This window comes from Methylocystis sp. H4A, from assembly GCF_015709545.1.
Lineage (GTDB): Bacteria > Pseudomonadota > Alphaproteobacteria > Rhizobiales > Beijerinckiaceae > Methylocystis > Methylocystis silviterrae.
Genome location: NZ_JADNQY010000028.1, coordinates 684,640 through 709,669 on the forward strand (window position 1 = coordinate 684,640; position 25,030 = coordinate 709,669).

Below are 25,030 nucleotides of genomic sequence, written 5' to 3' on the forward strand. Positions count from 1 at the left end.
TCCTAGTCCCAACAAGCTAAAGCGAAATCCTGGGCTTTGGAACACCAATTCCCGCAGCGAGCCCGCGCCGCCTCGTGGGCGCCAATGGTGGGCGGTGACGGTCTCGAACCGCCGACCCTCTCGGTGTAAACGAGATGCTCTACCAACTGAGCTAACCGCCCCGACACGATGCGCGCCCGCCGGGTTTTAAGGGCGGGTGCGGCGCGAGGCAAGCCGGCTCAAAACTACGGCCGCCGGGGCTCCGACGGCCGTCATGCGAAGTATCGAAAAACGCCTGCGACGCCAGCGCTTCCCCGCGCCCAGCTACTTGGCTTTGTTGAGCGCGGTCTTCAGCGTCGCGCCGGGCTTGAAGCGGGCGCTCTTGGATGCGGCAATCTTGATTTCTTCGCCGGTCGCCGGGTTGCGTCCTTTGCCGGCGGCGCGCTTCTTGACCGAAAAGGTGCCGAAGCCGACGAGGCGAACTTCGTCGCCCTTCTTGAGGGCCTTCGTGATGCCGTCGATGACGGCGTCGATGGCGGCGGCCGCCGCCGCTTTCGAGCTGTCTGTCTCGCTCGCGACGTGCTCGACGAGTTCCAGTTTGTTCATGGCTTTTTCCTTCTCCTTCACTGCGAGCCGCCCGGCGTAAGAATGCGCGACCTCGAATCGGCGTTGCGCAGCGATGGAGTGTTGGTCGCGAATCGCAGGAAAAGCAAGGGTTAGCGGCCGCCAAAGGCGCAGAACCGCTGGTTTTCCGGGGGAAATGGCGGCTCAGCGGCGAAATGTTCATGCAATCTGGGGGCTGCAGCGCGCATCCTAGCCGCCCAAAGGGAAAGAGCCCCGCTCTGGGAGGAGCGAGGCTCTTGAGGTGTTGAAGGCTCTGCGATCAGTGCGCGCGGACGCCGGTGCCGTCATCGTCGCTGACGGCGTGCTTGGCGATCGCGGCGGCGTCTTCCCGCCATTCGATCGGCGTCGGCTGGGAGATCAGCGCGTGCCGCAGCACCTCTTCCATGCGCGCGACGGGCACGATTTCCAGGCGGTTCTTCACCGCGTCCGGGATTTCCGCCAGATCCTTGGCGTTCTCCTCTGGGATCAGCACTTTCTTCAAGCCGCCACGCAGCGCCGCCAGCAGCTTCTCCTTCAAGCCGCCGATCGGCAAGACGCGGCCGCGCAGCGTGATCTCGCCGGTCATGGCGATGTCGCGCCGGACGGGAATGCCGGTGATGATCGAGACGATGGCGGTCGCCATCGCCACGCCAGCCGACGGTCCATCCTTGGGCGTCGCGCCTTCCGGCACGTGCACATGGAAATCGCGTCGGTCGAAGACCGGCGGTTCAACGCCGAAGTCGACCGCGCGCGAGCGCACATAGGACGCCGCCGCGGAGATCGACTCCTTCATGACATCGCGCAGATTGCCCGTCACGGTCATCTTGCCCTTGCCGGGCATCATGACGCCTTCGATCGTCAGCAATTCTCCGCCGACCTCGGTCCAGGCGAGTCCGGTCACGACGCCGACCTGATCTTCGAGTTCGGCCTCGCCATAGCGGAACTTCGGCACGCCGAGATAATCGGCGATGTTCTCGCTCGTGACGAGGATCTTCTCCTTCTTCTTAAGAAGGATTTCCTTCACCGCCTTGCGCGAGAGGTTCGAGAGTTCGCGCTCCAGATTGCGCACGCCCGCTTCGCGCGTATAGCGGCGAATGAGGGTGAGCAGCCCGTCGTCGGCGATCATCCATTCGTCGGGCGAAAGGCCGTGCTTATGCACCGCACTGGGGATGAGGTGCCTGCGCGCGATCTCGAGCTTCTCATCTTCCGTGTAGCCGGCGATGCGAATGATTTCCATGCGGTCCATCAGCGGCGCCGGAATATTGAGCGTATTGGCCGTCGTCACGAACATCACATTCGAAAGGTCGTAGTCGACTTCGAGGTAATGGTCGTTGAACGTCGCGTTCTGCTCCGGGTCCAGCACTTCGAGCAAAGCCGACGACGGATCGCCGCGGAAGTCCATGCCCATCTTGTCGATCTCGTCCAAGAGAAAGAGCGGATTGGACGTCTTCGCCTTGCGCATCGACTGGATGATCTTGCCGGGCATCGAGCCGATGTACGTGCGCCGATGGCCGCGAATTTCCGCTTCGTCGCGCACGCCGCCCAGCGACATGCGCACGAAATCGCGGCCCGTGGCCTTGGCGATGGACTTGCCGAGCGAGGTCTTGCCGACGCCGGGCGGGCCGACGAGGCAGAGGATCGGTCCCGTCAACTTGTTGGCGCGGCTCTGCACGGCGAGATATTCAAGGATGCGCTCCTTGACCTTCTCGAGGCCGAAATGCTCGGCGTCGAGCACTTCCTCCGCCTGTCCGAGATCCCGCTTCACCTTTGAGCGCTTGCCCCACGGGATCGACAGGATCCAGTCAAGGTAGTTCCTCACGACGGTGGCTTCGGCGGACATCGGCGACATCTGCCGCAGCTTCTTGAACTCGGCGAAGGCCTTGTCGCGCGCTTCCTTGGAAAGCTTGGTGTTCTTGATGCGCTCCTCGAGCTCGGCGAGATCGTCCTTGCCGTCCTCGTCGCCCAATTCCTTCTGGATCGCCTTCATCTGCTCGTTGAGATAGTATTCGCGCTGCGTCTTCTCCATCTGGCGCTTGACGCGCGTGCGAATGCGCTTCTCGACCTGCAGGACCGAGATCTCGCTCTCCATCAGCGACAGACATTTCTCGAGGCGGCGCGCGACGCTGACCGTCTCAAGCACGTCCTGCTTCTCGGCGATCTTCACCGACAGGTGAGACGCGACCGTGTCGGCGAGCTTCGAATAGTCGTCGATCTGCGTCACCGCGCCGACGACCTCGGAAGAGACCCGCTTGTTGAGCTTCACATAGCTTTCGAATTCGGCGATCACCGACCGGCCAAGCGCTTCGACCTCGACCGGAGAGGCGAGATCGTCGGCGACAACTTCGGCGTCCGCTTCGTAATAATCGTCCGCGCGCGTGTATGTGCGAACGCTGGCGCGCGCGACGCCTTCGACCAGCACCTTCACCGTGCCGTCGGGCAGCTTCAGAAGCTGCAACACCGAGGCGAGCGTTCCGATCGGATAGATCGCGTCGGCCGAGGGATCGTCATCGCCAGCGTTCTTCTGCGTCGCCAGCAGAATGAGCCTGTCGGATTTCGTAACCTCTTCGAGCGCGCGGATGGATTTCTCGCGCGCGACGAACAGAGGAACGATCATGTGCGGAAAGACGACAATGTCGCGCAGCGGCAGCACCGGATAGCTTTCGATGGTTCCGGGGGTGACGGCGTCTCGCTTTTCGTTCGACATTCTTTTTGTCCTGTCCTTGACGCGTCCCGCTAAAGCGGCGGCGCGAGACCGCAGGGCGATTTTGGGTTTAGGCCGCGAATACGGTCGCCCGCCGACTTCGCGCCAATTAAAGACCGCCGGCGGATGCGCCCGACGGCCCCGTTAACGCAAATGGTTACGCGAACAATCGATTCAAGGCGCTGCGGCGCCCAAGCCTAAACCCGCGTGCGTCGCCGTCGCTTCGTCTTCGCGCGTCAGGCGCTCGCGCCGCTTTTTTCGCTGCGTTCGGAGTAAATATAGAGCGGCCGGGCTTTGCCCTCGACGACTTCCGGTCCGATCACAACCTGTTCGACTCCCTCCAAACCTGGCAGATCGAACATCGTGTCTAGCAAGATCCCTTCCATGATCGAGCGCAGGCCGCGGGCGCCGGTGCGCCGTTCGATCGCCTTGCGCGCGACGGACGACAGCGCGTCGTCCTGGAAGGTGAGCTCGACGTTTTCCATCTCGAAAAGCCGCTGATACTGCTTGACCAGCGCGTTCTTAGGCTCGGTCAGGATCCGCTTGAGGGCGTCCTCGTCAAGATCCTCGAGCGTCGCAATGACCGGAAGGCGGCCGACGAATTCGGGGATGAGCCCAAATTTCAGCAGGTCTTCCGGCTGCACTTGCCTAAAAATGTCGCCGGTGCGCCGTTCGTCGGGCGACTGCACGGTGGCGGCGAAGCCGATCGACGTGTTGCGCCCGCGGGCGGAGATGATCTTTTCGAGCCCCGCGAAAGCGCCGCCACAGATGAACAGGATGTTCGTCGTGTCGACCTGCAGGAACTCCTGCTGGGGATGCTTGCGACCGCCTTGCGGCGGCACGGAGGCGACGGTGCCCTCCATGATCTTCAAGAGCGCCTGCTGCACGCCTTCGCCCGAAACGTCGCGGGTGATCGAAGGATTGTCGGACTTGCGCGAAATCTTGTCGATTTCGTCTACATAGACGATGCCGCGCTGGGCGCGCTCGACATTATAGTCCGACGCCTGCAGAAGCTTGAGAATGATATTTTCGACGTCCTCGCCGACGTAGCCCGCTTCGGTCAGGGTCGTGGCGTCCGCCATGGTGAACGGAACATCCAGGATGCGCGCCAGAGTCTGCGCCAGCATGGTCTTGCCGACGCCGGTCGGTCCGATCAGCAGGATGTTGGACTTCGCCAGCTCCACGTCGCCATGCTTGGTCGCGTGGTTGAGGCGTTTGTAATGGTTGTGGACCGCCACCGAGAGCACCCGCTTGGCCTGTGACTGGCCGATGACATAGTCGTCCAGAACCTTACAAATCTCTCGCGGGGTAGGAATGCCGTCGCGCTGCTTGACCAGCGAGGACTTGTTCTCCTCGCGGATGATGTCCATGCACAATTCGACGCATTCATCGCAGATGAACACCGTCGGTCCGGCGATGAGCTTACGGACCTCGTGCTGGCTCTTGCCACAAAAGGAGCAGTAAAGCGTGTTCTTGGAATCGCCGCCGCCGACCTTGCTCATATTGCTCTCCTATCGGGCCGGCCTGCCGGGCGAATCGGCCCGAACACCTGTGTTACCGGCGCCAGACTAACAAAAAGTGGAAGCGGCTGGCGTGCCCGTTTCCCATCCAGTTTCGGTCGTCAGCGACGAGCGCCCGAGAACCATGACTAGTTAGTGTATTTTACACGACGGCCAAATTGCAACCTTCGCCGGAAACTCTGTCGAAGCAAGAAAGGCGCCCTCGCCGGCGGCTCAGGCGGTAAGGATCTTGGGAACGCGATTGAGCCGTAGCCGATAGGCGTCCGGCATGCCGCTTCCAAGCAAGGGGCGCAGATACATCCGGAAGGCGTCGGTGACGTCCGTGCCGCAGGGGCTAATGTATTCGTCCGGCATGACTTTTGTCTTCGCGGCGATCTCTTCAAGTGGCGTTAACTGATAGTCGACCGAATAAAAGCCGGTCCGGTGGATCGTCACCGAGCCGTCGCGGTCGCCCCATATGGCGTATTGCACGGCCTTTTCGCCGACCTCGCGCGCCTCGCGCTGGTCGACGTCGGAAACGCAACCGACAAAGCTCCTTTGCACATAGCCGAATGTATCGGCCCGCACCCGCTTGAATCCCAGCCGGTCCTTCACGAGGCGGGTGAGTTCGTCGGCCAGCGCGCCGCCGCCGAGATGGACATTGCCGTGATCGTCGCGCTCCACCGCCTTGGCGAGCTTTTCGGCGATGGGGGTATGGTTTTCGTCGCAGACGCCTTCTGACACCGCAACGACGCAGCGGCCGTATTTCGCCATCGTCGCCTTAACGTCGGCGAGGAACTTGTCGACGATGAAGGCGCGCTCAGGGATGTAGATGAGATGCGGGCCGTCGTCGGGGAATTTCTTGCCGAGCGCCGAGGCGGCGGTCAGAAAGCCCGCGTGCCGGCCCATGACGATCGCGATATACACCCCGGGGAGGGCCCAATTGTCGAGATTGGCGCCGGCGAACGCCTGCGCCACCCAGCGCGCCGCCGAGGGGAAGCCCGGCGTGTGGTCGTTGACCATCAGATCGTTGTCGATGGTTTTTGGAATGTGAACCGTCCGTAGCGGATAGCCGGCGCTTTGGGCCTCCTGCGAGACGATGCGCACCGTGTCCGACGAATCATTGCCGCCGATATAGAAAAAACAGCCGATCCCATGCGCGCGCAGGACGCGGAAAATTTCCTGACAATATTTAAGGTCCGGCTTGTCGCGCGTCGAGCCGAGCGCCGAAGACGGGGTGCAGGCGACGAGCTCGAGATTATGGGTCGTCTCCTGCGTGAGGTCGACGAAATCCTCGTTGACGATGCCGCGAACGCCGTGGAAGGCGCCATAAACCCGCTCGACCTCGCGAAATTTGCGGGACTCCAGCACGGCGCCGACGAGCGACTGATTGATGACAGCGGTGGGGCCGCCGCCCTGAGCGACGAGCACTTTAGAAAAATCAATGGCGGTCACGACAAGCTCCTGGAAACCCGCGGCGGCCGCTTTCCCGCGAACGCGGGACGGCGGCGCTTCAACCGCGCTGCGCTTATATTCTCAGGCGCGAGACGGTTCAAATCGATCCGACCGCTCATCCGAGGACGTGCGCGCGCAGACCTTGGCGAAGAGTCCATCGTAATAGGGCGGAACCGGCGACCATTCGTCTTTCGGCGGATATGGCTTGGTGATCTTTCCTTGGCCCATCTGGCCCTGCCGCCAGCCGCCACCCTCGGACCTGTATTTCCGATTGGCGCAATCGAGCGACACTTTCTCGATTTCCGACAGCCCCTTTTCGGCAAGTCCGAATGCGGCGGCTTTTGGCGAGGCGGCGTTGTAATCCGTCAGCGCGTCGACCGTGACGATTCCGTCGGACGTCATCCGGCGGGAACCGGGGTCCAGATAGACGGTCGAGAAATCGTCTTTGGAGACCTGCACCCAATCAACGCGGGCCGATGCGGAAGACGCCAGCGTCGACAGGAGAGCCGAGACGCTGATCTTCCACATCGCTGTCCGCATCCTCGGCTTAGACAAGCGCCCCGTGGCAATGCTTGTATTTCTTACCCGAGCCGCAAGGGCAGGGCTCATTGCGGCCCACCTTGCCCCAAGTGGCGGGATTGGTCGCGTCGCGCGCAGCGGGCGCCTCGCTGACCGCGAGCCCGCGCGCCGAGAAATCGACCCCCGCGAGACGCGTATTGAGCTCATCGAGCGCAAGCTGCTGTCCGCCGCCGATCAGCGCCTCGGGATTTGGATGCGACATTTCCATCGGCGGCAGCTCCGGCGGCGCGGAAGGCGGGGCCTCGAAGGACACTTCGACTCGCATCAGTTGCGTGGTCACCGTTTCGTCCCACCGCGTCATCAGGCCCTTGAAGAGCTCGAGCGCTTCGGACTTATACTCGTTGAGCGGATCGCGCTGCGCCAGGCCGCGCCAGCCGATCACCTGCCGAAGGTGGTCGAGCGCGACGAGATGTTCCCGCCACAGCGTATCGAGAGACTGCAGGACGACCTGCTTCTCGATCATGCGCATCAGCGGCTCGGTGTTCTTTTCGACGCGTTCGGCGTAAGCGGCGTCGGCCGCCTCCAGCAGACGCTCCTTGAGTTCTTCGTCGGCGATGCCTTCTTCCTTCGCCCAGTCGGCGACCGGCAGATCCAGATTGAGCTTCGTTTTGACGTCTTCCACCAGCCCGTCGACGTTCCAGGCCTCGGCGTAGGCGGCATGCGGGATGTGCTGCGACACCATCGCGTCGACCACGTCGGCGCGCATGTCCGCGGTCTGCTCCTCGACGCTCTCCTCATCCATGATTTCGAGCCGGCGCTCGAAGATCACCTTGCGCTGGTCGTTCATGACGTTGTCGAACTTGAGGATGTTCTTGCGGATGTCGAAGTTGCGCGCCTCGACCTTATGCTGCGCCTTCTCGATCGCCTTGTTGATCCACGTATGGACGATGGCTTCGCCCTCCTGCAGGCCAAGCTTCACCAGCATCGAATCCATGCGCTCAGAGCCGAAGATGCGCATGAGATCGTCCTGCAGCGACAGGAAGAATTTTGAGCGGCCCGGGTCGCCCTGACGTCCGGAGCGGCCGCGTAGCTGATTATCGATGCGCCGGCTTTCGTGACGCTCGGTGCCGATGATGTAGAGGCCGCCGGCGGCGATGGCCTTCTCCTTGAAGTCCGCGACCTCCTCGCGGATTTCCGCTTCCTTCTTGGCGCGCGCGTCGCCTTCGAGGCCGGCGCATTCCTGCATCACGCGCATTTCGACGTTGCCGCCCAGCTGAATGTCGGTGCCGCGGCCGGCCATGTTGGTGGCGATGGTGATCGCGCCGGGCACGCCGGCTTCCGCGACGATATAGGCTTCCTGTTCGTGGAAGCGCGCGTTGAGCACCGCGAAAAGCTTCGACGGCTTGCCCGAACGCGCCGCCTCGTAGAGCTTGGTCAGTCCCTTGGATTCGACGAAGTCGATCATCGTATAGCCCTGCGCGAGCAGGAACTCCGCCAGCTGCTCCGACTTCTCGATCGACGTGGTGCCGACGAGAAGCGGCTGCATCCGCCCGTTCGCGTCCTGGATCTCGGCGGCGATGGCGCCGAGCTTCTCCTTGGACGTGCGATAGACCTCATCATCCTGGTCGAGGCGGCAGACCTCGCGGTTCGTCGGAATTTCGACGACGTCCAGCTTGTAGATTTCGGCGAATTCATTCGCCTCGGTCGACGCCGTGCCGGTCATGCCGGCGAGCTTGCCGTAGAGGCGAAAGTAATTTTGGAAGGTGATCGACGCGAGCGTGACGTTTTCAGGCTGAACCTGAACATGCTCCTTCGCCTCGAGCGCCTGATGCAGGCCTTCCGAATAGCGGCGGCCCGGCATCATGCGGCCGGTGAATTCGTCGATGATGACCACCTCGCCCTTGCGGACGATGTAATCCTTGTCCTTCTGGAAGAGCTTATGCGCGCGCAGCGCCTGATTGACGTGATGCACGAGCGTCACGTTGTGCGCTTCGTAAAGCGCGCCTTCGGTCAGCGCGCCGGCCTCGGTCAGCAGCTCTTCCATATGCTCATTGCCGGCGTCGGTCAGATGAACCGTGCGCTGCTTCTCGTCGAGTTCGAAGTCGTCGGCGTTGAGCTTGGGGACCAGCTTGTCGATCGTATTGTAGAGATCGGACTTGTCGTCGATGGCGCCCGAAATAATGAGCGGCGTGCGCGCCTCGTCGATGAGGATCGAGTCCACTTCGTCGACGATCGCGTAATTATGTCCACGCTGAACCATCTGCGAGAATTCATATTTCATATTGTCGCGCAGATAGTCGAAGCCGAATTCGTTGTTGGTGCCGTAGGTGATGTCGCAGGCGTAGGCGGCGGCGCGATCCTCGTCCATGAGGTCATGCACCACGACCCCGACGCTCATGCCGAGAAATCTGTAGATCTGCCCCATCCATTCGGAGTCGCGCTTGGCGAGATAGTCGTTCACCGTGACGACATGGACGCCTTTGCCGGCGAGCGCGTTGAGATAGACGGCGAGCGTGGCGACGAGAGTCTTGCCTTCGCCGGTGCGCATCTCGGCGATAGCGCCTTCATGCAGCACCATGCCGCCGATGAGCTGAACGTCGAAATGGCGCTGCCCGAGGGTGCGCTTGGCCGCCTCGCGCACCGTGGCGAATGCGGGAACGAGCAGATCGTCGAGCGTCTTGCCGGCGGCGAGCTCTTCGCGGAACTGGCGGGTTCGGTTCTTCAGCTCGTCGTCGGTCAGCGCTTCGACGTCCGCCTCCAGGGCGTTGATCGCGTTGACCTTCGGCGCGTAGGTCTTGAGCCGGCGGTCATTGGCCGTGCCGAAAATCTTCTTGGCGAGTGCGCCGATCATCCTTGCGAACCTTTCTCCCGAGCAGCGTCTGCCGCCTTCTCGGCGCGCCGGGGAACGGCGGCCGGCGGAACGTCGCATAATGCATGAATAACATCCGCCTGCGACATCGCGCCAACGGCGGGGCGCCGAGATCGACGCGGCATATCCGCCGGAGAGATAAGAGCCGCCGGAAACCTTGTCAATGTAAGGGATTTGGCGGCGCGGGAGCCAAGTGATCAGGGCCCATCCCCATCGCCTGAGGGTAAGCCAAACGGATGTTGACGGCGGCCAGCCCCAAGCCTAGCGTCGCTTGATCAATCGTTTTTTTGTCGCGCGTCGATATTCCGAACAGAATTAAGGAGGTCCCATTGGCAAGCCCTCATTATACGTTTTTCGCCGCTCTTGGCGCCGTAATTTTTCTTGGCGGCGCCACGGCGGAGGCTCAGCGCCGAACCGCTCCCGAAGCCGGTGTGAGCCCGACGGAGCACTTCGGCGAAAAGGCGCCTCCCAAGGAAGAAGCCACGCCGCAGGCCAAGAAGCCCGTGTCCGGCGAGGAGGACGCCCGGCCGGGCGTCGGCGAAGTTTCCAAAGAGCCGCAAGTTCCCACCAAGGCGCGGTCCATCCGCCGCGACCCTGCGGCCCAGCCCACGCCCAAGCCTTAATTCTTTTCAGTCGCGCCCGCGCATTTTCGCAGGGGAGGGGACCATGCGCAGATTTTTGATCTTATTGGCCACGCTCAGCATCGTCTGTGCGCCGAGCGTCGCTCAGGCCTGGTTCAAGTTCCGCAATAAGACCAGCGCTACGGTCTGGGTGTCGTTTCTCTGGTATTCGCCGGGCTGTTCCGACGGCGGAGACTGGACGAAAAAGGGGTGGTGGAAATTGGAGCCCGGCCAGATCAAGACCGTTTTCGGCAGCGACCTCCAGAGCGTTAACACTTATTACTATTATTACGCCGAATCGAGCGACGGGACGAAGTGGAGCGGCCCCTTCAACATTTGCGTGCCGCAAAGCGCCTATCAGTGGTGCATCAACACCTGCTGCACGCCGACATGCCGGACGGTCGGCTTTCGCGAGAAATATATTGGCAGCTACAACAATTACACAGTTAATCTCGTCAAATAGGGGCTCATCAAACAGGGGCTCACGGAGCCTCATTGATGGGGCGTAGGGGCAACGGCATCACGCCGGTCCGCATCAGCCGCAAAAACAGCTTTATGCCGATCGGCTCATTGCCGTTGGGGTGCACGAGCACGATCGAGCCCGGGCGGGGCCTTAAGCCGAGCGCGAGCCAGGAGTCGGCGCCGAGCGCGATGAGATGCCGGCTGCGGACGCTCTCCCGCAGCGTGGCGTCGGCGACGAGACCCGGAAAGCGAAAAAACACCGACGGCGTTTGGCCCTCGGCGATGATGAGCTTTTCCGTCTCGAAAATCTCGCGATCGACGTCCACGCCCGGCCGCAGGAAGTAATTGCGCCCGTCCGGAAGGCGGCGAACATAGGGATGGCTGTAGGAATGATTGGCCCAGGCGATGGCGAGCGCGCCGCTGCGCGCCTTCTCGCGCAGCCAGGCGAAATCGGCGTGGTGTCGTTGAAGCCAGGCTCCAGACACCGCCAGAGTCACGGGCGTATGCTGGACTTGCGCGGCGAGCTTTTCGAAGAAGGCGCGGTCGAGCGGCTTACGCGCGGGACAAAGATCGCCGGTCACAAAGGCGCCGCCGCCGGCGCCGTGAATGAGGCCGGCGTTGACGAGCGCCGGCGGACGCGTCGGGTCTTGCGGCGGATGCAGCGCCTGGAGATAGCGCGTCGCGGCCTGCGCCGCATCGCTCGTCTCCGTGCAGCGCCAGCAGGCGGCGCGCTCTACCGACGTCTGCAGCGATCGCGGGTCGACCGTCAGGATCAGCGGCGTCCCGTCGACGCTCATGCGCCGGATGGCGAGCCGCGTTGAGCCGCTTTCGCTCGCGCAGCTCTCGAAGACCGGCGCATAATTCTTGACGCGCGAACTCGCCGGCGTCGGAGATGGCGCGATTTCGACCGGCGCGCAGGGGGCCTCCGCGCCATAGGCCGTTGCGGCGCCGGCGAGGCGCGCGCAAAATAGGAGGGCGAACATCCGAGTCATGCGCAAGACCATGGCCAAAAGCATCGAGATTGAGAAGCTCGCTCTGTCGATCGAAACGGCGGAATCAGTGGAGCTTTCCGCGCGTCTCGGCGCGGCGCTTGGCGAACGTTTCGGCGTGCGGGACGAAGCGCCTTTCTCCATTCTGGCGCGCGGGGAAGATGGCGCGCTGATCGGCGGGGTCAATGGCCTCATCCATTGGCGATGGGCCTATGTGCGCCATCTCTGGGTGGCGGAGTCGCGGCGCGGCCAGGGCCTCGGCGCCCGGCTGATGCGGGAGGCGGAGCGCCTCGCGCGGGATCGTGGTTGCGTCGGCGTCTATATCGACACATTCGAGAAACGCGTCGCCGCATTCTATGAGAGGCTCGGCTTCGCGCGCGTGGGCGAAATCGCGGATTTTCCGCCGGGCCACAGCCGTATCTCCCTAAGCAAGCCTCTCCGATGACTGAGATCATGAAAGCCATGGCCCTGCCGCGGCCCCACGCGCCGCTCGTCATGGAGGAGCGGCCGATCCCGTCGCCCGGCGTCGGCGAGTTGCGACTCAAGATCGAGGCGTGCGGCGTTTGTCGCACCGATCTCCATGTCGTCGACGGCGAACTGACCCAGCCGAAGCTTCCGATCGTTCCAGGCCACGAAATCGTCGGGCGCGTCGAGGCGATCGGTCCGAGCGTGACTGGCTTCTCGCTTGGACAGCGGGTTGGCGTTCCCTGGCTTGGCCATACCTGCGGGCATTGCCCCTACTGTCTGAGCGCGCGCGAAAATCTGTGCGACGATCCGCTCTTCACCGGCTATACGCGCGATGGCGGCTACGCCACCCATACGATCGCCGACGCGTCCTACTGTTTCCCGCTGCCCGAGACCGGCGATCCGGCGACGCTCGCGCCACTGCTGTGCGCGGGCCTCATCGGCTGGCGCACATTGAAGATGGCGGGTCCGGCGGAAGCGATTGGCATCTACGGCTTCGGCGCCGCCGCCCACATCATTGCTCAGGTTGCGATCGCTCAAGGCAAGCGCGTTCACGCATTTGTGCGGCCGGGCGATCAGTCGGCGGCCGATTTCGCGCTGTCGCTCGGCGCGGCGTCGGCGCAGGATTCCGACGCGCTCTCGCCAGAGCCGCTCGACGCCGCGCTGATTTTTGCGCCGGTCGGCGCGCTCATTCCGCGCGCGCTTGCCGCGACGAAGAAAGGCGGCGCGGTCGTGTGCGGCGGCATTCACATGAGCGACATTCCGAGCTTTCCATACGCGCTGCTTTGGGAGGAGCGTCGACTGCTTTCGGTCGCCAATCTCACGCGCGATGATGCGCGCGAGTTCCTTGCGTTGGCGCCGACGATTCCGCTGAAAATGCATGCGACGCGCTATCCTCTGGCGCGGGCGAATGCGGCGCTCGCCGATCTGCGCGAAGGTTGCCTGCAAGGCGCCGCGGTGCTGATTCCATAAGCCGTGATCGCTTACGCGCTCCGCAATGGTAGGCGTTGGCGATGTCATTCCCGGCAGGCCGAAGGCCTGACCGGGAATCCAGAGCAATGGCATGAGTGATGGGTTTCGTTCTGGATTCCCGATCGCGCGCTTCGCGCGCGTCGGGAATGACATCACAGTTTGGCGGTTTGCGATAACGACTTCAAAGCATTCTCAATTTCGGCGGCGATCGTCGTCGCCTCCTTCGATGCGTCGATCTTGAGCCAATCGATCTCGCCTGTAGGCTTCTCCATTTGTTTCGCGAGTACCTCGCGCGTGGCGTCGGACACGTCGTTGACGCGCGCATCGACGCGCGCCGCGCGTTGGTCGAGATCGAGATCGAGCCAGATCCCAAAGAAGGGCGCGTGTGCACCTTCGGCCGCGGCTCTTATCGCTTCGCGATCTTGAAAACGGTCGAAAACGGCGTCGACGATGACAGGCCAGCCGAGCGCGGCCGTTCGCGCCGATGCGTCGAACATCTCGCCATAAACCTGCGCCGAAACCGCGCTGGCGTAGGCCTCTTGCGGAAGACGCGCGGTCGGCGCGACGCCGAAGAGCCGCTTGCGAATGCGATCGCTGTTGATGACGCGCGCGCCGGGCGGAGATCCGATGACGGGCGCGAGCGCCGCGGCGACGCTCGACTTCCCTGACCCGCTGAGACCGCCGATGGCGATGACGGCGGCTTTGGCCGGCGTAAGCAGAGTCATCGCGAGATCGAAATAGAGGCGCGCGTGTTCCAAGTTTTGTTGCGACGCCTCGACATGCGCGCGTATGGCGGCGCGCAGGGACATGAAGAAGGGAAGAAGCGGCAGGCCATCCGTTTCGTCGCGCGCGTCGAGATAGCGGTTCAACGCCTGATTGGCGCAGCCAAACGCGCCGATCCGCCACAGATCCATCAGCAGGAAGCTGACGTCGTACAGCACGTCGATTGTTGCGATCTCGTCGTCGAACTCTAGGCAGTCGAAGAGCGTCGGGGCGCCCTCGAACAGACAGATGTTGCGCAGCGTCAGATCGCCATGGCAGCGGCGCACCTTACCCCGCGCCTTGCGTGCGTCGAGAAGCGCGCCTTGCGCGTCGAGGGCTCCGTTGAGGCGCGCGACAAGCACATCGATGTGCTCGGCGCTTGCAGCCGCCGCGTTGCGCAAGCTCAAAGCCGTATCGTCCAGCGTTCGGCGCATCGCCGCCGCGCCGCCCTTTTCATAGTTCGGCGTCGCCTCGTCATGGGTCTTCGCGACTCGACGCGCCAGGGCCTCCACCATCGCGGGCGTCAGGCGGCCGTCCTTCGCAATCTGTTCGAAGAGGTCTTCGTCGACGAAGCGCCGCATGACGACCACGGCGTCAATCATCTCGCCCGCGCCGTCGAGCGCCAGCCGCCCATCCCTCTCGCGGGTCACGCGATGCGCGCCGAGATAAATTTCGGGCGCGAAGCTTGTGTTCAGCGCCGCTTCACGCTCGCACATCTCCCATCGGCGGCTCGGCGTCGAGAAGTCGAGATAGGGGAAGACCACCGCCTTCTTCAGCTTATAGGCGTGCGTTCCGCAGAGCGCGACGACGGAAATGTGAGTCGTGACGAGCCGCTCCGCGCCGCCATCGAGCGAGGCGAGAAAGCGCACGACTTCATCTTGCGCGCCAAAATCCATGTGGAGTCTCGGAACTCGCGCCCGCTGACGCCGTGCATGAGGCGAACCGTCCCCCGCGGCCAGTCCGCTTTGGGTTTGATTCAGCCTATTCCATGCCGAGCGCGGAAAGATAGAGGTCGAGGATTTCCTCCTCCTCCTCCCGCTTGTGCTTATCCAGACGGCGTATCGACACGATCTTGCGCATCACCTTGGGGTCGAACCCCGTCCCTTTCGCTTCCGCGTAGACGTCCTTGATGTCGTCGCTTATCGCACGCTTTTCCTCCTCGAGCTTCTCGATCCGCTCGATGAAGGCGCGCAAATGTCCGCCGTCGACGGCGTTGCTGGTCATGTGCAATTCCCGAGGCTGCTCCGGGCGGGCGGGGCGCGCGCCGGATGGGCGGGAGCCTTGCGACAAACCGGCGGCGCTCGTCAAGGCGGCGGGGCCACTAATCCCCGAATTCCGCACCCCGAGCGGCGCACTTGAAACCGGCCTTAAGGTCGCCGATCTTTGGCGGGCCACCAGAAAGGCCTTAATTTGATGACCGAGCGGGATCCCTTTTCCAGTCGTGAGCGCCCAATGGCCCCAATCGGGGCGCGCGCCGCGCCTTACATTCCGCCACAGGCGCTGGAGGGCGTGCGGACGCGCCGCATCATCGCCGTCATGCTCGATTTGATTCTCGTCGCCGGCATGTCGGCGGCGCTGTTCGTCGCTCTGTTCATCCTCAGCGCCGGATTGTCGGCATTCATCCTGCCGCCGCTGTTTCCGATCGTCGCCTTTTTCTACAATGGTCTGACGGTGTCGGGGCGGAGAATGGCGACGCCTGGCATGGCGTTCATGGACCTGGAGATGCGCACCATGGACGGAGACCCGGTGCCGTTTCTGCAGGCGGCCGTCCATGCCGTGCTGTTTTATGTCACCTGGCTATTCCCGCCGCTGCTGCTCCTCTCGCTGTTTATGGGCGACAAGCGCTGCCTGCACGACATGCTCGCGGACGTCATCGTTTTACGGCGCTCGTCTTAAAATCCGCAACTTCGACGCCGTAAATCTCCCTTGGCGCACGCCATGTGGGCGCTCTAGATTAGTATTGGATCTGGGACCTTAGAGCGTGACGAAAGAGCCGCGCGACGCGCCGCAATTCTATCTGACCTCTCCGGCGCCGTGCCCCTATTTGCCGGGCCGCGAGGAGCGGAAGGTCTTCACGCATCTGATCGGGCTGCGCGCGCCCGCGCTCAATGACACGCTGACGCAATCCGGCTTCCGTCGCTCGCAGACCATCGCCTACCGCCCCGCTTGCGAGCAGTGCCGAGCCTGCGTGTCGGTGCGAGTCAAGATCGACGAGTTCACGCCGTCGCGCGGCATGCGGCGCATCCGCCGGCGTAACGCCGAGCTTGTCGCCGAAACACGGCCGGCGCGGGCGACGCCTGAGCAATACGCCCTGTTTCGCCGCTACGTCAGCGCCCGCCATTCCGACGGCGGCATGGCCGACATGAGCATGATCGACTATCAGATGATGATCGAAGACAGCCACGTCGACACGCGGCTCGTCGAATATCGTCTCGCCCAAGCCAATGGCGAGATCGGCGCGCTCGTCGCCTGCTGCTTGACTGACCGGCTCTCCGACGGGCTGTCGATGGTCTATTCCTTCTATGAGCCTGAGCTCGAGCACAGATCGCTCGGGGCCTTCATGATTCTGGACCATGCGGAACGCGCCCGCGCCTTTGGTCTGCCGCATGTGTACCTGGGCTATTGGGTCGAAGGTTCACGCAAGATGGAATATAAGTCGCGCTTCCTGCCTCAAGAGCGCCTGGGCATGAGCGGCTGGGTCCGCGTGGACTAGCCCGGCAGGCCACAAAATCGCCGGACTATTCGCGCCTTGTTAACGCCGAAGATGCACAACTCGATCGAAAGAGCCGGCGCGGTCCCTAGGCGGCGTCGTCTTTCGGCTTGACCGCCGGAGCACATTTCGGCGATGCGATTGGAGCGATCTGTGCGAGAATCCGCAATTTTCCAGCTTGCCCGCTGCGCCGCGCTCGTCCTTGGCGCGGTCGCTCTCACGCCCGCCTCAGCCGCCTGGGACCAGGACGGACAGGCCGAGTGGGCGCAGCGCTATGACGCCGACGCCCGCCTGACCGTCTCGCGCTCGACGACCCCCATACTTTCGACTCATACGGTGGCCGCCACGGAAGCGGCGATCGAGCGTTTGCGCGAAATCGCGGCCAATGGCGGCTGGCCGCAGGTGCCGGCCGGCCAACAGCTGCGGCTGGGCTCGAACAGTCCGGTGGTCTCGGCGTTACGCCGCCGCCTGGTCGTCTCCGGCGACATTGGGGCTGAAACCGGCGCGAGCCCGGTGTTCGACTCCTATGTCGAAGCGGCGGTGCGCCGGTTCCAGGCGCGCCACGGCATTATTCCGACCGGCGTCGTCAATCAGCAGACCGTTCAGGCGATGAATGTGCCGGCTGAGACCCGGCTGAAGCAGCTCGAGACCAACCTGGTGCGTCTGCGTAGTTTTTCACACGGCCTCGGCAACCGCTACGTCACCGCCAACATCCCGGCCGCTTCGGTGGAGACAGTCGAGAACGGCGAGGTCGTCACCCATCACATGGCCGGCGTCGGCAAGATCGACCGCCAGTCGCCGGTGATGCAGACCAAGGCGATCCAGGTCAATTTCAATCCGTTCTGGACCGTGCCGGCGTCGGTGATCCGCAAGGATTTGATCCCCAAGATGCAGGCGGATCCAAACTATCTCAACGCCAATCACATCCGCGTCTACAGCAAGGACAATCAGGAGCTACAGCCCGAGCAGATCAATTGGCGCTCGCTCGATGCGCTCAATTTCCGCTTCCGCCAGGACATCGGCGGGGATTTCAACTCACTTGGCGTCGTGCGCATCGACATCGCCAACCCCTACGGCGTTTACATGCACGACACTCCCGCTAAAGGCGTTTTTGGCGACGACTTCCGCTTCGTCTCTTCGGGCTGCATCCGGCTTCAGAATGTTCGCGACTATGTCGCCTGGCTCCTGAAGGAGACGCCCGGCTGGGACCGCGACCACATCGACGAGGTCATCGCCTCCGGCGAACGCGTGGACGTCAAGATCACGCCGGCCGTGCCGGTCTACTGGGTCTACATCACCGCGTGGGCGGCGCCGGACGGCGTCACCCAGTTCCGCGACGACATCTACCAGCGCGACGGGCTCGGGCTGCGCTCAGCCGGCGCCGATTCGGCGGCCCCGACGGTCGTGCAGGCGGCGCGTCCGATGCGCGGAGAAGGGCAGTTCCCGAGCGACGACGACAGCTACTTCGAGGAGCGTTCCCGGTAACTGCGGCGCTTATTGCGCCGCCGCGTCGCTGCGCGAGGCGCGCCAGGTTCCGCCGCAAAGGTCGGTCGACGATGACCAAGGGCCGGAGCCCCTGCCGCCGCGCAGCGTTCCGTTGAAGCGCACGACCCGCTCGCCCTCGCCGGTGAATCGCGCGACGATTGTGCCTTCCTCGTCGACATAGCCCCAAAATGAGGCAGCCGGCCCCGGCGCAGCCGCGATTTTATTACCCACGATGTCGAAAGACGGCGGAATGAGACTGCGACACTCTCCGACGGTCGTCGTCGCTTCGATGTTCCATCTGCCGTTTGGATCGCCGACCGGGCCGGACCGGGCTCGTTCGTTGTCCGGCTGCGCCTTTTGGCCCCGCGGCTGCTTGGCGGACGCTCCCTGGGCCGCTACGCAGGCCGCAAGCGCCAACGCTAGAATTCTCATTTGGCCTCCGAAAGCGCGCGCCGCAGCGCGCCGTGCATATCGCAGCCCGCGTAGATGAACTCCGTCACGCCCGCGTGGCGCAGACGCTCCTCGAGTTCGCCCGGCCGGCCGGCGAGATAAAGCTCAGCGCCTGCGCCCTTTAGCGCCAGCGCCGCCGTTTCAGCCGAGTCTCCGTAGATCCTGTCGGACGAACAGAGGCAAGCGAGTTTGGCGCCAGACTCCCGGTAGGCGTCGACCAATTCGGTCGTGGACTCGGTTTCGGGCCCAAAAACCGCTTCGACGCCGCCGGCCTCGAAAAAATTCTTGGCGAAATTCGCCCGCGCGGTGAATGCCGCGACGGGGCCGAGATTTGCGAGGAAAATCTTCGGGCGATCGCCCAACTCGGCAAGGCGGCCGTCCGACTCTTCACGCAGCCGCTCGAAGGGCTCGGCGAGACGGCTTGGCGCGAGGGGAGCGCTCATCAGCGCGCCGGTTGGCGGCTCAACGGCTTCAGCCGCAGCGTCATAGGGCGCGAGAACGTCGAGCGCGCCTTCGTGAATGTCGGGAAACTGGTTCGCGCCGATGAGCTTATCCTTGGCGCGCGCGACGTTCTTCGCCCGCAACGCGGCGGCTTCGGCGACTCCCGCCTGAAAGACTCCCGTCTCCAACGCTTTGGGAAGGCCGCCTTCCGCCTCGATCTGCTGAAAAAGCCCCCACGCCCGCGCGCACAGCGCGTCGGTCAGCGCCTCGAAGCCGCCCGCGCCGCTCGTCGGATCGTCGACGGCGTCGATATGGGATTCGTCCTGCAGCACGAGCTGGGTGTCGCGCGCCAGCCGCCGCGCGAATTCGTCGGGCGCGCCGAGCGCCTGGGTGAAGGGGAGGACGGAGACGGCGTCGGCGCCGCCGATCGCCGCCGAGAACGCGGCGAGCGTCCCGCGCAGAATATTGTTCCAGGGATCGCGCCGCGACATCATCCGCCAGCCTGTCTCGGCAAAGACCAGCGCCGGCTTGGGAGAGAGGCCGCAGGCCTCTTCAACGCGCGCCCAAAGGCGCCGCACGGCGCGGAATTTGGCGACTCCCAGCAATTCGTCGGCGTCGGCGCAGAATCGGAATGCGATCAGATCGCGCGCCGAATCGAGGTCGACTCCGGCGTCCGCCAGCGCGCGGAGATAGGCGAGCCCGGAAGAAAGCGCGAAAGCCAGCTCCTGCGACTCGGTCCCGCCCGCCGAATGCACGACGCGGGCGTCGGCGACGGCGGTCGCGTAGACGAAGCCGGCGTCGGCGGCCGCCTTCACCTCCCGCGCGAAGCTTCGGGAGACTTGCGTCCAGGGCTCCGCAGCGAATCCGTGCCGCGCCTGCGCGCCCAGCGGATCGAAGCCCATCGAAACGCGGGTGAGCGACGGTTCAATATGTTGGCGGTCGACAAAACGCATAAGCGCCTGCGCGGCGCCAGGCGCGCGCGGCGAAGAGTCGAGCGTCAGCGGAATGCCGTAGTCGAGGCGAACATTGGCGAGCGCGTGAGCGATTGCGTCATCGTCGTCGCCGACGAGCCCCCCGCCGTAGGCGCCGATCGAGCCGGCGAAAACGAGATGCAATCCGTCGGCGCCGCCGTCGAGGTCCTGCAAAGCCAAGCGGTTGGCGACGTCAGCGTTGGGGACGTCGACGCGCGCGAGAATCGCCCAGCGGCCGGGGTTTTTGCGTAGCACGGGGAAGGGCGAACCGGCGGCGCGGGCGTAGATGGGCTCAATGGAAAGCCCGTCATAGCTCTTGGAGACGAGCGTTTCGAAGGACGCGCCTTTGAGCGCCCGCTCAACGAGGACGCGCCACTGCGCGTCACTGGCCTGCGGAAAGACCCCCGCCAGCGCCGTCTCCTGTCCCGTCATTTTCGCTGTCGCCCTCCGTTGTTTCGGCCGGCGTTTTCGCATGAAGCGCTCCGCCGGGCCACTGCAAATCCGCCGAGAGCGCGGCGGGCTTTATTTTCGAGGCCAAACGCCTTAACCAGTGCCGACTGCGCCCGAGGGCGGGAAAAGGGGCGCTGGAGCGGGAGAGCCAGAGGCGGGCGGTTCTGGCCATGCGCCCGGAATTATAGGCGTCGGATCGGCGCCGCCGCGTCAATGCGTCGCGTGCGAGCGCGAGTTGTCGTCGGCGGCGCAGCGCCTGAAACGGAGGGATTCGTGACTGATAATCCGCAGGACAAGAATCAGCTCGTCGACGAGATCATCGAAGTGATCGCGTCGGAAGGCATGGTCGACAAAAGCAAAATCACCCCCGACGCGTCAATCGAGAGCCTCGACCTCAAATCCGTCGACATCGTTATGATTCTCACGGCGCTCGAGGAGAAGTTCAACGTCTACATCCCCATGGACGGTTCGCTGCAGGAAGCCAAAGACGTCAAAAGTCTGATCGAGGCGATCGCGGACCACATCCAGAAAGAGCGCGAGAAGCAGTAAATGTCATTCTCGCGAGCGCGGGCCGAAGGGCGCCGCGTCGTCATTTCTGGCATGGGCGCGGTCTGCGCCTCTGGAGTCGGCGCGCAAAAGCTATGGGAAGCGGCGCGCGACGGCGTCGCCCAGATTCGTCCGCTCAAGACAGAGCGCCCTTATGACGGGCGCATCAAGATCGCGGCGCAGGTCCCTGACTTCAATCCCGCCGACTATATCGAACCCAACGTTCTTCCGTTCTGCGATCCCTTTACGCAGTTCTGCATCGTCGCCGCCGACGAAGCGGTGGCGCAGGCGGGTTTCGGACGCAAGGACGTCGCCGGGCCGAGAACGGCCGTCATCATCGGCTCCGGCATCGGCGGCATGACGACGATCGAGGACGGCATCTACCGCTATTATGTCGAAGGAACGCGGCCCGAGATGTTGAGCGTTCCCAAGCTCATCCCGAGCGCCGCGCCTGCGACCCTGGGGATGCGCTATTCTTGCCACGGCCCGACATTCGCGATCGGCAGCGCCTGCTCCTCGGCGACGCAGTCGATCGGACTTGGCATGCAGATGATTCGACAAGGTCTTGTGGACAAGGCGATCGTCGGCGGCGCCGAGGCCTGCGTCATCAACGCGACGATCCGCGCATGGGAAGGCCTTCGCGTGCTGAGCCCGAATTTGTGCCGTCCCTTCTCCAAGGGCCGCAACGGCATGTCGCTTGGCGAAGGCGCTGCGGTTTTCGTCCTGGAAACGGAGGAGGCGGCGCGAGCGCGCGGCCACGCGCCCCTATGCGAACTCGTCGGCTACGGCACGACGAGCGACGCCAAGGACCCCGTGCGGCCGGATCTTGAAGGCGCGTCGAACGCGATCGCCCTGGCGCTCGAAGACGCGGGAATGGCTCCGCAGGAGATTCATTACGTCAACGCGCACGGCACCGCGACCCACGCCAACGACATCACCGAAGCCGAAGCGATTCTGCGCGTGTTTGGCGATTATGGACGGGTCGTGCCGGTGTCGTCGACGAAACCTATTCACGGCCACGCGCTGGGCGCCAGCGGCGGCTTGGAGCTCTCCATCACCATACAGGCGCTTCGCGAACAGATCGCGCCGCCGACCATCAATTTTCTGGAGCACGACCCCAGGTGCCCGCTTGACGTCGTCCCGAACGCGGCGCGCAAGCACAAGATCGACGCCGCCATGTCGAACTCCTTCGCTTTCGGAGGGATCAACGCCGTGCTGATCGTGCGTCATGCAGTCTGACCGGCCGCTTGCGCTGGGGCCTTTTCGGCTGCGCGTTGATCCGGCGCGCGCCGCGGCCTATGCGCAAGAAACCGGCGGCGACGGCGCGAGCGTTCCGCTCGCCTATCCGGCGATCTGGCTTGCCGAGCCTTCGCTTTTTTCGGTTGTGCGCGACCTCTGCGCCCAGCGCGACGTCGTGCCGGTGCATGAGTCGCAGAGCTTTTCCTATGACGCGCCCCTCGTCGCGGGTGAGAGTTACGACTTGAGCGTCACCATGAGCAGCGAGGAAACGCCGCCGCGTCTGACGATGGTCGGGACAGTCGCAACGCCCCAAGGCGAGCCTTGCGCACGAATCGAAACCATATTGCGGCTCGTGCCGCGCGCGGGATTTGGGAGCGCGTCATGAGCGATCCCATCAAGGTCGGCGACATACTGCCGGAGACCGTCATTGGCCCGTTCGACGCGCCTTCGCTAGCGCGCTACGCCGAGGTCTCGGGCGACGCAAATCCATTGCATCTCGACGACGCGGTGGCGGCGGCGATCGGGCTTGCCGCGCCGCCGGTACATGGCATGAAGCTTCTGGCCGCGTTTGAACCGATGCTGAGGGCCTGGCGCGGCGATCTTGTCATCTCTTCCCTTGCCGGGAAGTTCGTGCAGCCGATCCTGCGCGGCGAGACCGTCAAGCTGTCGGGGCGCGTGCTGCGCGCCACCGAAAACGAGATTTTCGTCCGTCTGGTGGCCTATGGCGCGGCGCGGGCGCCCGGCATCGTCGGCGAAGCGACCTTGCGGCCGGGGCCGGCCACATGAATGATCGGCTGCGCCGTGGGGCGGGGCGCGCGTATGGCTAAGAGCGCTGTTCGGGTTCTTATCACCGGCGCCTCAAGCGGCATTGGGCGCGCCTTGGCGCTCGCCTATGCACGCGAAGGCGCGAGCCTTGTCTTGCTTGGCCGCGACGCCGAGCGGCTCGAAACCGCCGCGCGCGACTGTCTCGCGGCCGGCGCAGAGGAGGCGGAGACTCATGTCGCCGACGTGCGGGATCGCGAAGCGATGGCGTGCATCGTTCAGTCTGCGCATGAAAAGCTCCCCATCGACATTCTCGTCGCCAACGCCGGCGTCGCGACGGGCCTTTCGCCCGGCCAGCTTCTCGAAACGCCCGAGGCGGTCCGAGCAATGCTCAAGATCAATGTTGATGGCGTCTTCAACACGGTCGAGCCGGCAATTCTGCCGATGTGCGCCCGTAAGAGTGGCAGAATCGCTATTGTCGGCTCGATGGCCGGCGTGCGCGCGCTCCCGCATTCGCCGGCCTATTGTGCGGCGAAGGCGTGCGTGCACATGTGGGCGGACTCCCTGCGCGCCCAGCTCGCAGCCCATGGCGTGCATGTCGCGCTGATCGTGCCGGGTTATGTGAAGACGCCCATGTCGGCGCGCACCATCGTGAAGACGCCCCTTTCGGCGCGCACTCGCCTAAAGACATCGGCGTCGGCGGGCGTCGAATCCTGGCAGCCCAGCGCCATGTCCGACGGAGAAGCCGCGCGCATCATCAAGAACGGGCTGGAGCGCCGTCGCAACGTCATCGCCTTTCCGCGTTATATGTATTGGGCGATGCGCCTCTTCTCCCTCTTGCCGGCGGCGCTCGTCGATGGCGTCATGCGCCAGTTTCCCGCCGAAGTGCCAGAGACGCCGGAACGGGAGATTTCGTGACGGCCTACACCGTCCTTACTTGGGCCGCAGGCGCCTATTGGATGATCGCCGTCGTTTTGCTTGTCGTCTCTGTCGCGGCGACCATCGCGCAGCCCTGGTTCGTCGCGCGCCGCGCCACGCGCCGAGACCAGCCGCCGGTCTCGGTCGTGCTTCCCGTTAGGATGCTCGATGACCAGTTCGACCGCACGCAAGAATCCGCGCTGACGCAGCAGTACCGCGATTTCGACGTGACCGTCTCCGCAACCGACGTCGATGGACCGGCCGTCCAGCACATGCGCGCCATTCTCGCGCGTCACCCTGCCGTGCCTTCGCGCATTCTTCTTTCGACAGCGAAATTCGCCGTCAGTCCGAAGGTCGATAATCTTTATGCGCCGTTCATGCAGGCGACGCACGACGTCATACTGATGAAGGACGCCAATGTGCTGCTTGAGCCGGACGCGCTGGCGCAGCACGTCAGGCAGCTGACGGACGAAGTCGGGCTCGTCTGCGCCATTCCGTATTGCGCGCGGCTCGAGAATTTCGCCGCGCATGTCGAGGCCGCGATCATTAACGGTCCGCATGCCCGCATTCTGTTTCTCGCCTCGGCGCTGGGACAGGGGCATGGCATCGGCAAGATCATGCTGTTTCGACGTTCGGACTTCCTGCGCGCGGGAGGCTTTGACGCGATTTCCCATACGGTCGGCGAAGACAACGCCTTGGCCAAGGCGATGCGACGGATCGGCAAACGGCCGGTCTTTTCTCACAGGCCTGTGCGCCAGGAACTCGGCGCGCGCGCGTTCGACGATGTTTATCAGCGGCAATTGCGTTGGATGGTTATCCGCCGCAACGACGAACTCATCTCCTTCCTCGCCGAGCCAATATGCCAAGCGGTTCCAGCAGTTATCGCTTCGGCGCTCGCGGCCCCGCTCGTCGGGATTTCGCCAATTGCCGCCGCGTCGGGGACGCTTATGCTGTGGTTTGCGCTTGAGACATTGCTTTCTGTGGCCAAAGGATGGCAGTTATCGTGGGCTGCGCCTGCGGTGTTTGTGGTCCGCGAGGCGACGATGCTGGCGGTCTGGTTGAACGCCTGGGTCACTGACCAGGTGGTTTGGGCGAGGGACAGCGTGAACGCGCGCGCCGGGGCGAAGCCCTCGCCGGTTCCGCACGAAGAAGGATAGGCCGTT

24 protein-coding genes and 1 tRNA gene are annotated in these 25,030 nt (G+C 63.9%); 13 read left to right on the forward strand and 12 right to left on the reverse strand.

All coding sequences use genetic code 11. The features are described 5' to 3' along the window. Positions 1-85: 85 nt before the first annotated feature. The 7 genes from IYW40_RS19870 to secA all read right to left on the reverse strand — a co-directional run bounded on the left by IYW40_RS19870 (position 86) and on the right by secA (position 9,607). A tRNA-Val gene (locus IYW40_RS19870) sits at positions 86-161 on the reverse strand. 142 nt (positions 162-303) lie between these two features. Beyond that, entirely contained in the window at positions 304-585 is a 282-nt protein-coding gene (locus tag IYW40_RS19875; protein WP_041927143.1) for an HU family DNA-binding protein, read from the reverse strand. Positions 586-862: 277 nt separating this feature from the next. Next, entirely contained in the window at positions 863-3,286 is a 2,424-nt protein-coding gene (gene lon, locus IYW40_RS19880) for an endopeptidase La (protein ID WP_196401956.1), read from the reverse strand. Positions 3,287-3,519: 233 nt separating this feature from the next. Then, complete coding sequence (gene clpX, locus IYW40_RS19885; RefSeq protein WP_014890255.1) at positions 3,520-4,785, reverse strand: ATP-dependent Clp protease ATP-binding subunit ClpX; 1,266 nt, start codon at positions 4,783-4,785, stop codon at positions 3,520-3,522. 231 nt (positions 4,786-5,016) lie between these two features. Further along, a complete protein-coding gene (locus IYW40_RS19890) occupies positions 5,017-6,237 on the reverse strand; it encodes a 6-phosphofructokinase (RefSeq protein ID WP_196401957.1) in 1,221 nt (406 codons plus the stop codon). An 81-nt stretch (positions 6,238-6,318) separates the two neighbouring features. Beyond that, positions 6,319-6,765: a surface-adhesin E family protein gene (locus tag IYW40_RS19895; protein WP_196401958.1), complete on the reverse strand. Its 447-nt coding sequence runs from the start codon at positions 6,763-6,765 to the stop codon at positions 6,319-6,321. 19 nt (positions 6,766-6,784) lie between these two features. Next, positions 6,785-9,607 (reverse strand): preprotein translocase subunit SecA, encoded by a 2,823-nt coding sequence (gene secA / locus IYW40_RS19900; RefSeq protein ID WP_196401959.1) that lies wholly within the window; start codon positions 9,605-9,607, stop codon positions 6,785-6,787. 347 nt (positions 9,608-9,954) lie between these two features. On the opposite strand from secA, the gene IYW40_RS19905 reads away from it, so the two are divergent. Both IYW40_RS19905 and IYW40_RS19910 read left to right on the forward strand, forming a co-directional pair. Further along, positions 9,955-10,248: a hypothetical protein gene (locus IYW40_RS19905; protein WP_196401960.1), complete on the forward strand. Its 294-nt coding sequence runs from the start codon at positions 9,955-9,957 to the stop codon at positions 10,246-10,248. 43 nt (positions 10,249-10,291) lie between these two features. Continuing rightward, the gene (locus IYW40_RS19910) at positions 10,292-10,708 is read left to right on the forward strand and encodes a DUF1036 domain-containing protein (protein WP_196401961.1); all 417 of its coding nucleotides are present in this window, start codon (positions 10,292-10,294) and stop codon (positions 10,706-10,708) included. Positions 10,709-10,727: 19 nt separating this feature from the next. On the opposite strand, the gene IYW40_RS19915 is transcribed toward IYW40_RS19910, so the two are convergent. Beyond that, complete coding sequence (locus tag IYW40_RS19915) at positions 10,728-11,699, reverse strand: polysaccharide deacetylase (RefSeq protein WP_246720922.1); 972 nt, start codon at positions 11,697-11,699, stop codon at positions 10,728-10,730. Here IYW40_RS19915 and IYW40_RS19920 point away from each other — a divergent pair. Further along, positions 11,698-12,141 (forward strand): GNAT family N-acetyltransferase, encoded by a 444-nt coding sequence (locus IYW40_RS19920; RefSeq protein ID WP_246720924.1) that lies wholly within the window; start codon positions 11,698-11,700, stop codon positions 12,139-12,141. The two genes, IYW40_RS19915 and IYW40_RS19920, sit on opposite strands and share 2 nt — an antisense overlap. A gap of 8 nt (positions 12,142-12,149) precedes the next feature. Continuing rightward, entirely contained in the window at positions 12,150-13,133 is a 984-nt protein-coding gene (locus tag IYW40_RS19925; RefSeq protein WP_196402236.1) for a zinc-dependent alcohol dehydrogenase family protein, read from the forward strand. A gap of 152 nt (positions 13,134-13,285) precedes the next feature. On the opposite strand, the gene IYW40_RS19930 is transcribed toward IYW40_RS19925, so the two are convergent. Together IYW40_RS19930 and IYW40_RS19935 are read right to left on the reverse strand one after the other, a co-directional pair. Beyond that, positions 13,286-14,791 (reverse strand): AAA family ATPase, encoded by a 1,506-nt coding sequence (locus tag IYW40_RS19930; RefSeq protein ID WP_196401963.1) that lies wholly within the window; start codon positions 14,789-14,791, stop codon positions 13,286-13,288. A gap of 85 nt (positions 14,792-14,876) precedes the next feature. After that, complete coding sequence (locus IYW40_RS19935) at positions 14,877-15,119, reverse strand: DUF2312 domain-containing protein (RefSeq protein ID WP_175092671.1); 243 nt, start codon at positions 15,117-15,119, stop codon at positions 14,877-14,879. 228 nt (positions 15,120-15,347) lie between these two features. Between IYW40_RS19935 and IYW40_RS19940 the strand changes: the two genes are divergently transcribed. From IYW40_RS19940 to IYW40_RS19950, 3 genes are all read left to right on the forward strand, one after another. Beyond that, positions 15,348-15,791 (forward strand): RDD family protein, encoded by a 444-nt coding sequence (locus IYW40_RS19940; protein WP_232365834.1) that lies wholly within the window; start codon positions 15,348-15,350, stop codon positions 15,789-15,791. 85 nt (positions 15,792-15,876) lie between these two features. Next, a complete protein-coding gene (locus tag IYW40_RS19945) occupies positions 15,877-16,608 on the forward strand; it encodes an arginyltransferase (RefSeq protein WP_196401964.1) in 732 nt (243 codons plus the stop codon). Positions 16,609-16,740: 132 nt separating this feature from the next. After that, on the forward strand, positions 16,741-18,090 hold the full coding sequence (locus IYW40_RS19950) for a L,D-transpeptidase family protein (RefSeq protein ID WP_196401965.1): 1,350 nt from the start codon (positions 16,741-16,743) through the stop codon (positions 18,088-18,090). A 9-nt stretch (positions 18,091-18,099) separates the two neighbouring features. Here the strand turns inward: IYW40_RS19950 and IYW40_RS19955 are convergent, their stop codons facing one another. Both IYW40_RS19955 and IYW40_RS19960 read right to left on the reverse strand, forming a co-directional pair. Continuing rightward, positions 18,100-18,522 carry a hypothetical protein gene (locus IYW40_RS19955; RefSeq protein WP_196401966.1) on the reverse strand — a complete coding sequence of 141 codons (423 nt, stop codon included), beginning with the start codon at positions 18,520-18,522 and terminating at the stop codon, positions 18,100-18,102. Beyond that, entirely contained in the window at positions 18,519-20,384 is a 1,866-nt protein-coding gene (locus IYW40_RS19960) for a methylmalonyl-CoA mutase subunit beta (protein WP_196401967.1), read from the reverse strand. Before IYW40_RS19960 ends, IYW40_RS19955 begins: the two co-directional genes overlap by 4 nt. A gap of 291 nt (positions 20,385-20,675) precedes the next feature. Between IYW40_RS19960 and IYW40_RS19965 the strand changes: the two genes are divergently transcribed. Genes IYW40_RS19965 through IYW40_RS19990 form a run of 6 tightly spaced genes read left to right on the forward strand, consistent with a single transcriptional unit; the run spans position 20,676 to position 25,024 of the window. After that, entirely contained in the window at positions 20,676-20,951 is a 276-nt protein-coding gene (locus tag IYW40_RS19965) for a phosphopantetheine-binding protein (protein WP_014890237.1), read from the forward strand. Further along, positions 20,952-22,187 carry a beta-ketoacyl-[acyl-carrier-protein] synthase family protein gene (locus tag IYW40_RS19970; RefSeq protein ID WP_196401969.1) on the forward strand — a complete coding sequence of 412 codons (1,236 nt, stop codon included), beginning with the start codon at positions 20,952-20,954 and terminating at the stop codon, positions 22,185-22,187. After that, the gene (locus IYW40_RS19975; RefSeq protein WP_196401970.1) at positions 22,177-22,572 is read left to right on the forward strand and encodes a hypothetical protein; all 396 of its coding nucleotides are present in this window, start codon (positions 22,177-22,179) and stop codon (positions 22,570-22,572) included. The genes IYW40_RS19970 and IYW40_RS19975 overlap by 11 nt, the downstream gene beginning before the upstream one ends. Beyond that, complete coding sequence (locus IYW40_RS19980) at positions 22,569-22,973, forward strand: MaoC family dehydratase (protein WP_196401971.1); 405 nt, start codon at positions 22,569-22,571, stop codon at positions 22,971-22,973. Before IYW40_RS19975 ends, IYW40_RS19980 begins: the two co-directional genes overlap by 4 nt. 33 nt (positions 22,974-23,006) lie before the next feature. Next, the gene (locus IYW40_RS19985; protein ID WP_196401972.1) at positions 23,007-23,867 is read left to right on the forward strand and encodes an SDR family oxidoreductase; all 861 of its coding nucleotides are present in this window, start codon (positions 23,007-23,009) and stop codon (positions 23,865-23,867) included. After that, positions 23,864-25,024, forward strand: coding sequence for a glycosyltransferase (locus tag IYW40_RS19990; RefSeq protein WP_196401973.1), 1,161 nt, complete (start codon positions 23,864-23,866; stop codon positions 25,022-25,024). Before IYW40_RS19985 ends, IYW40_RS19990 begins: the two co-directional genes overlap by 4 nt. Positions 25,025-25,030 lie beyond the last annotated feature (6 nt).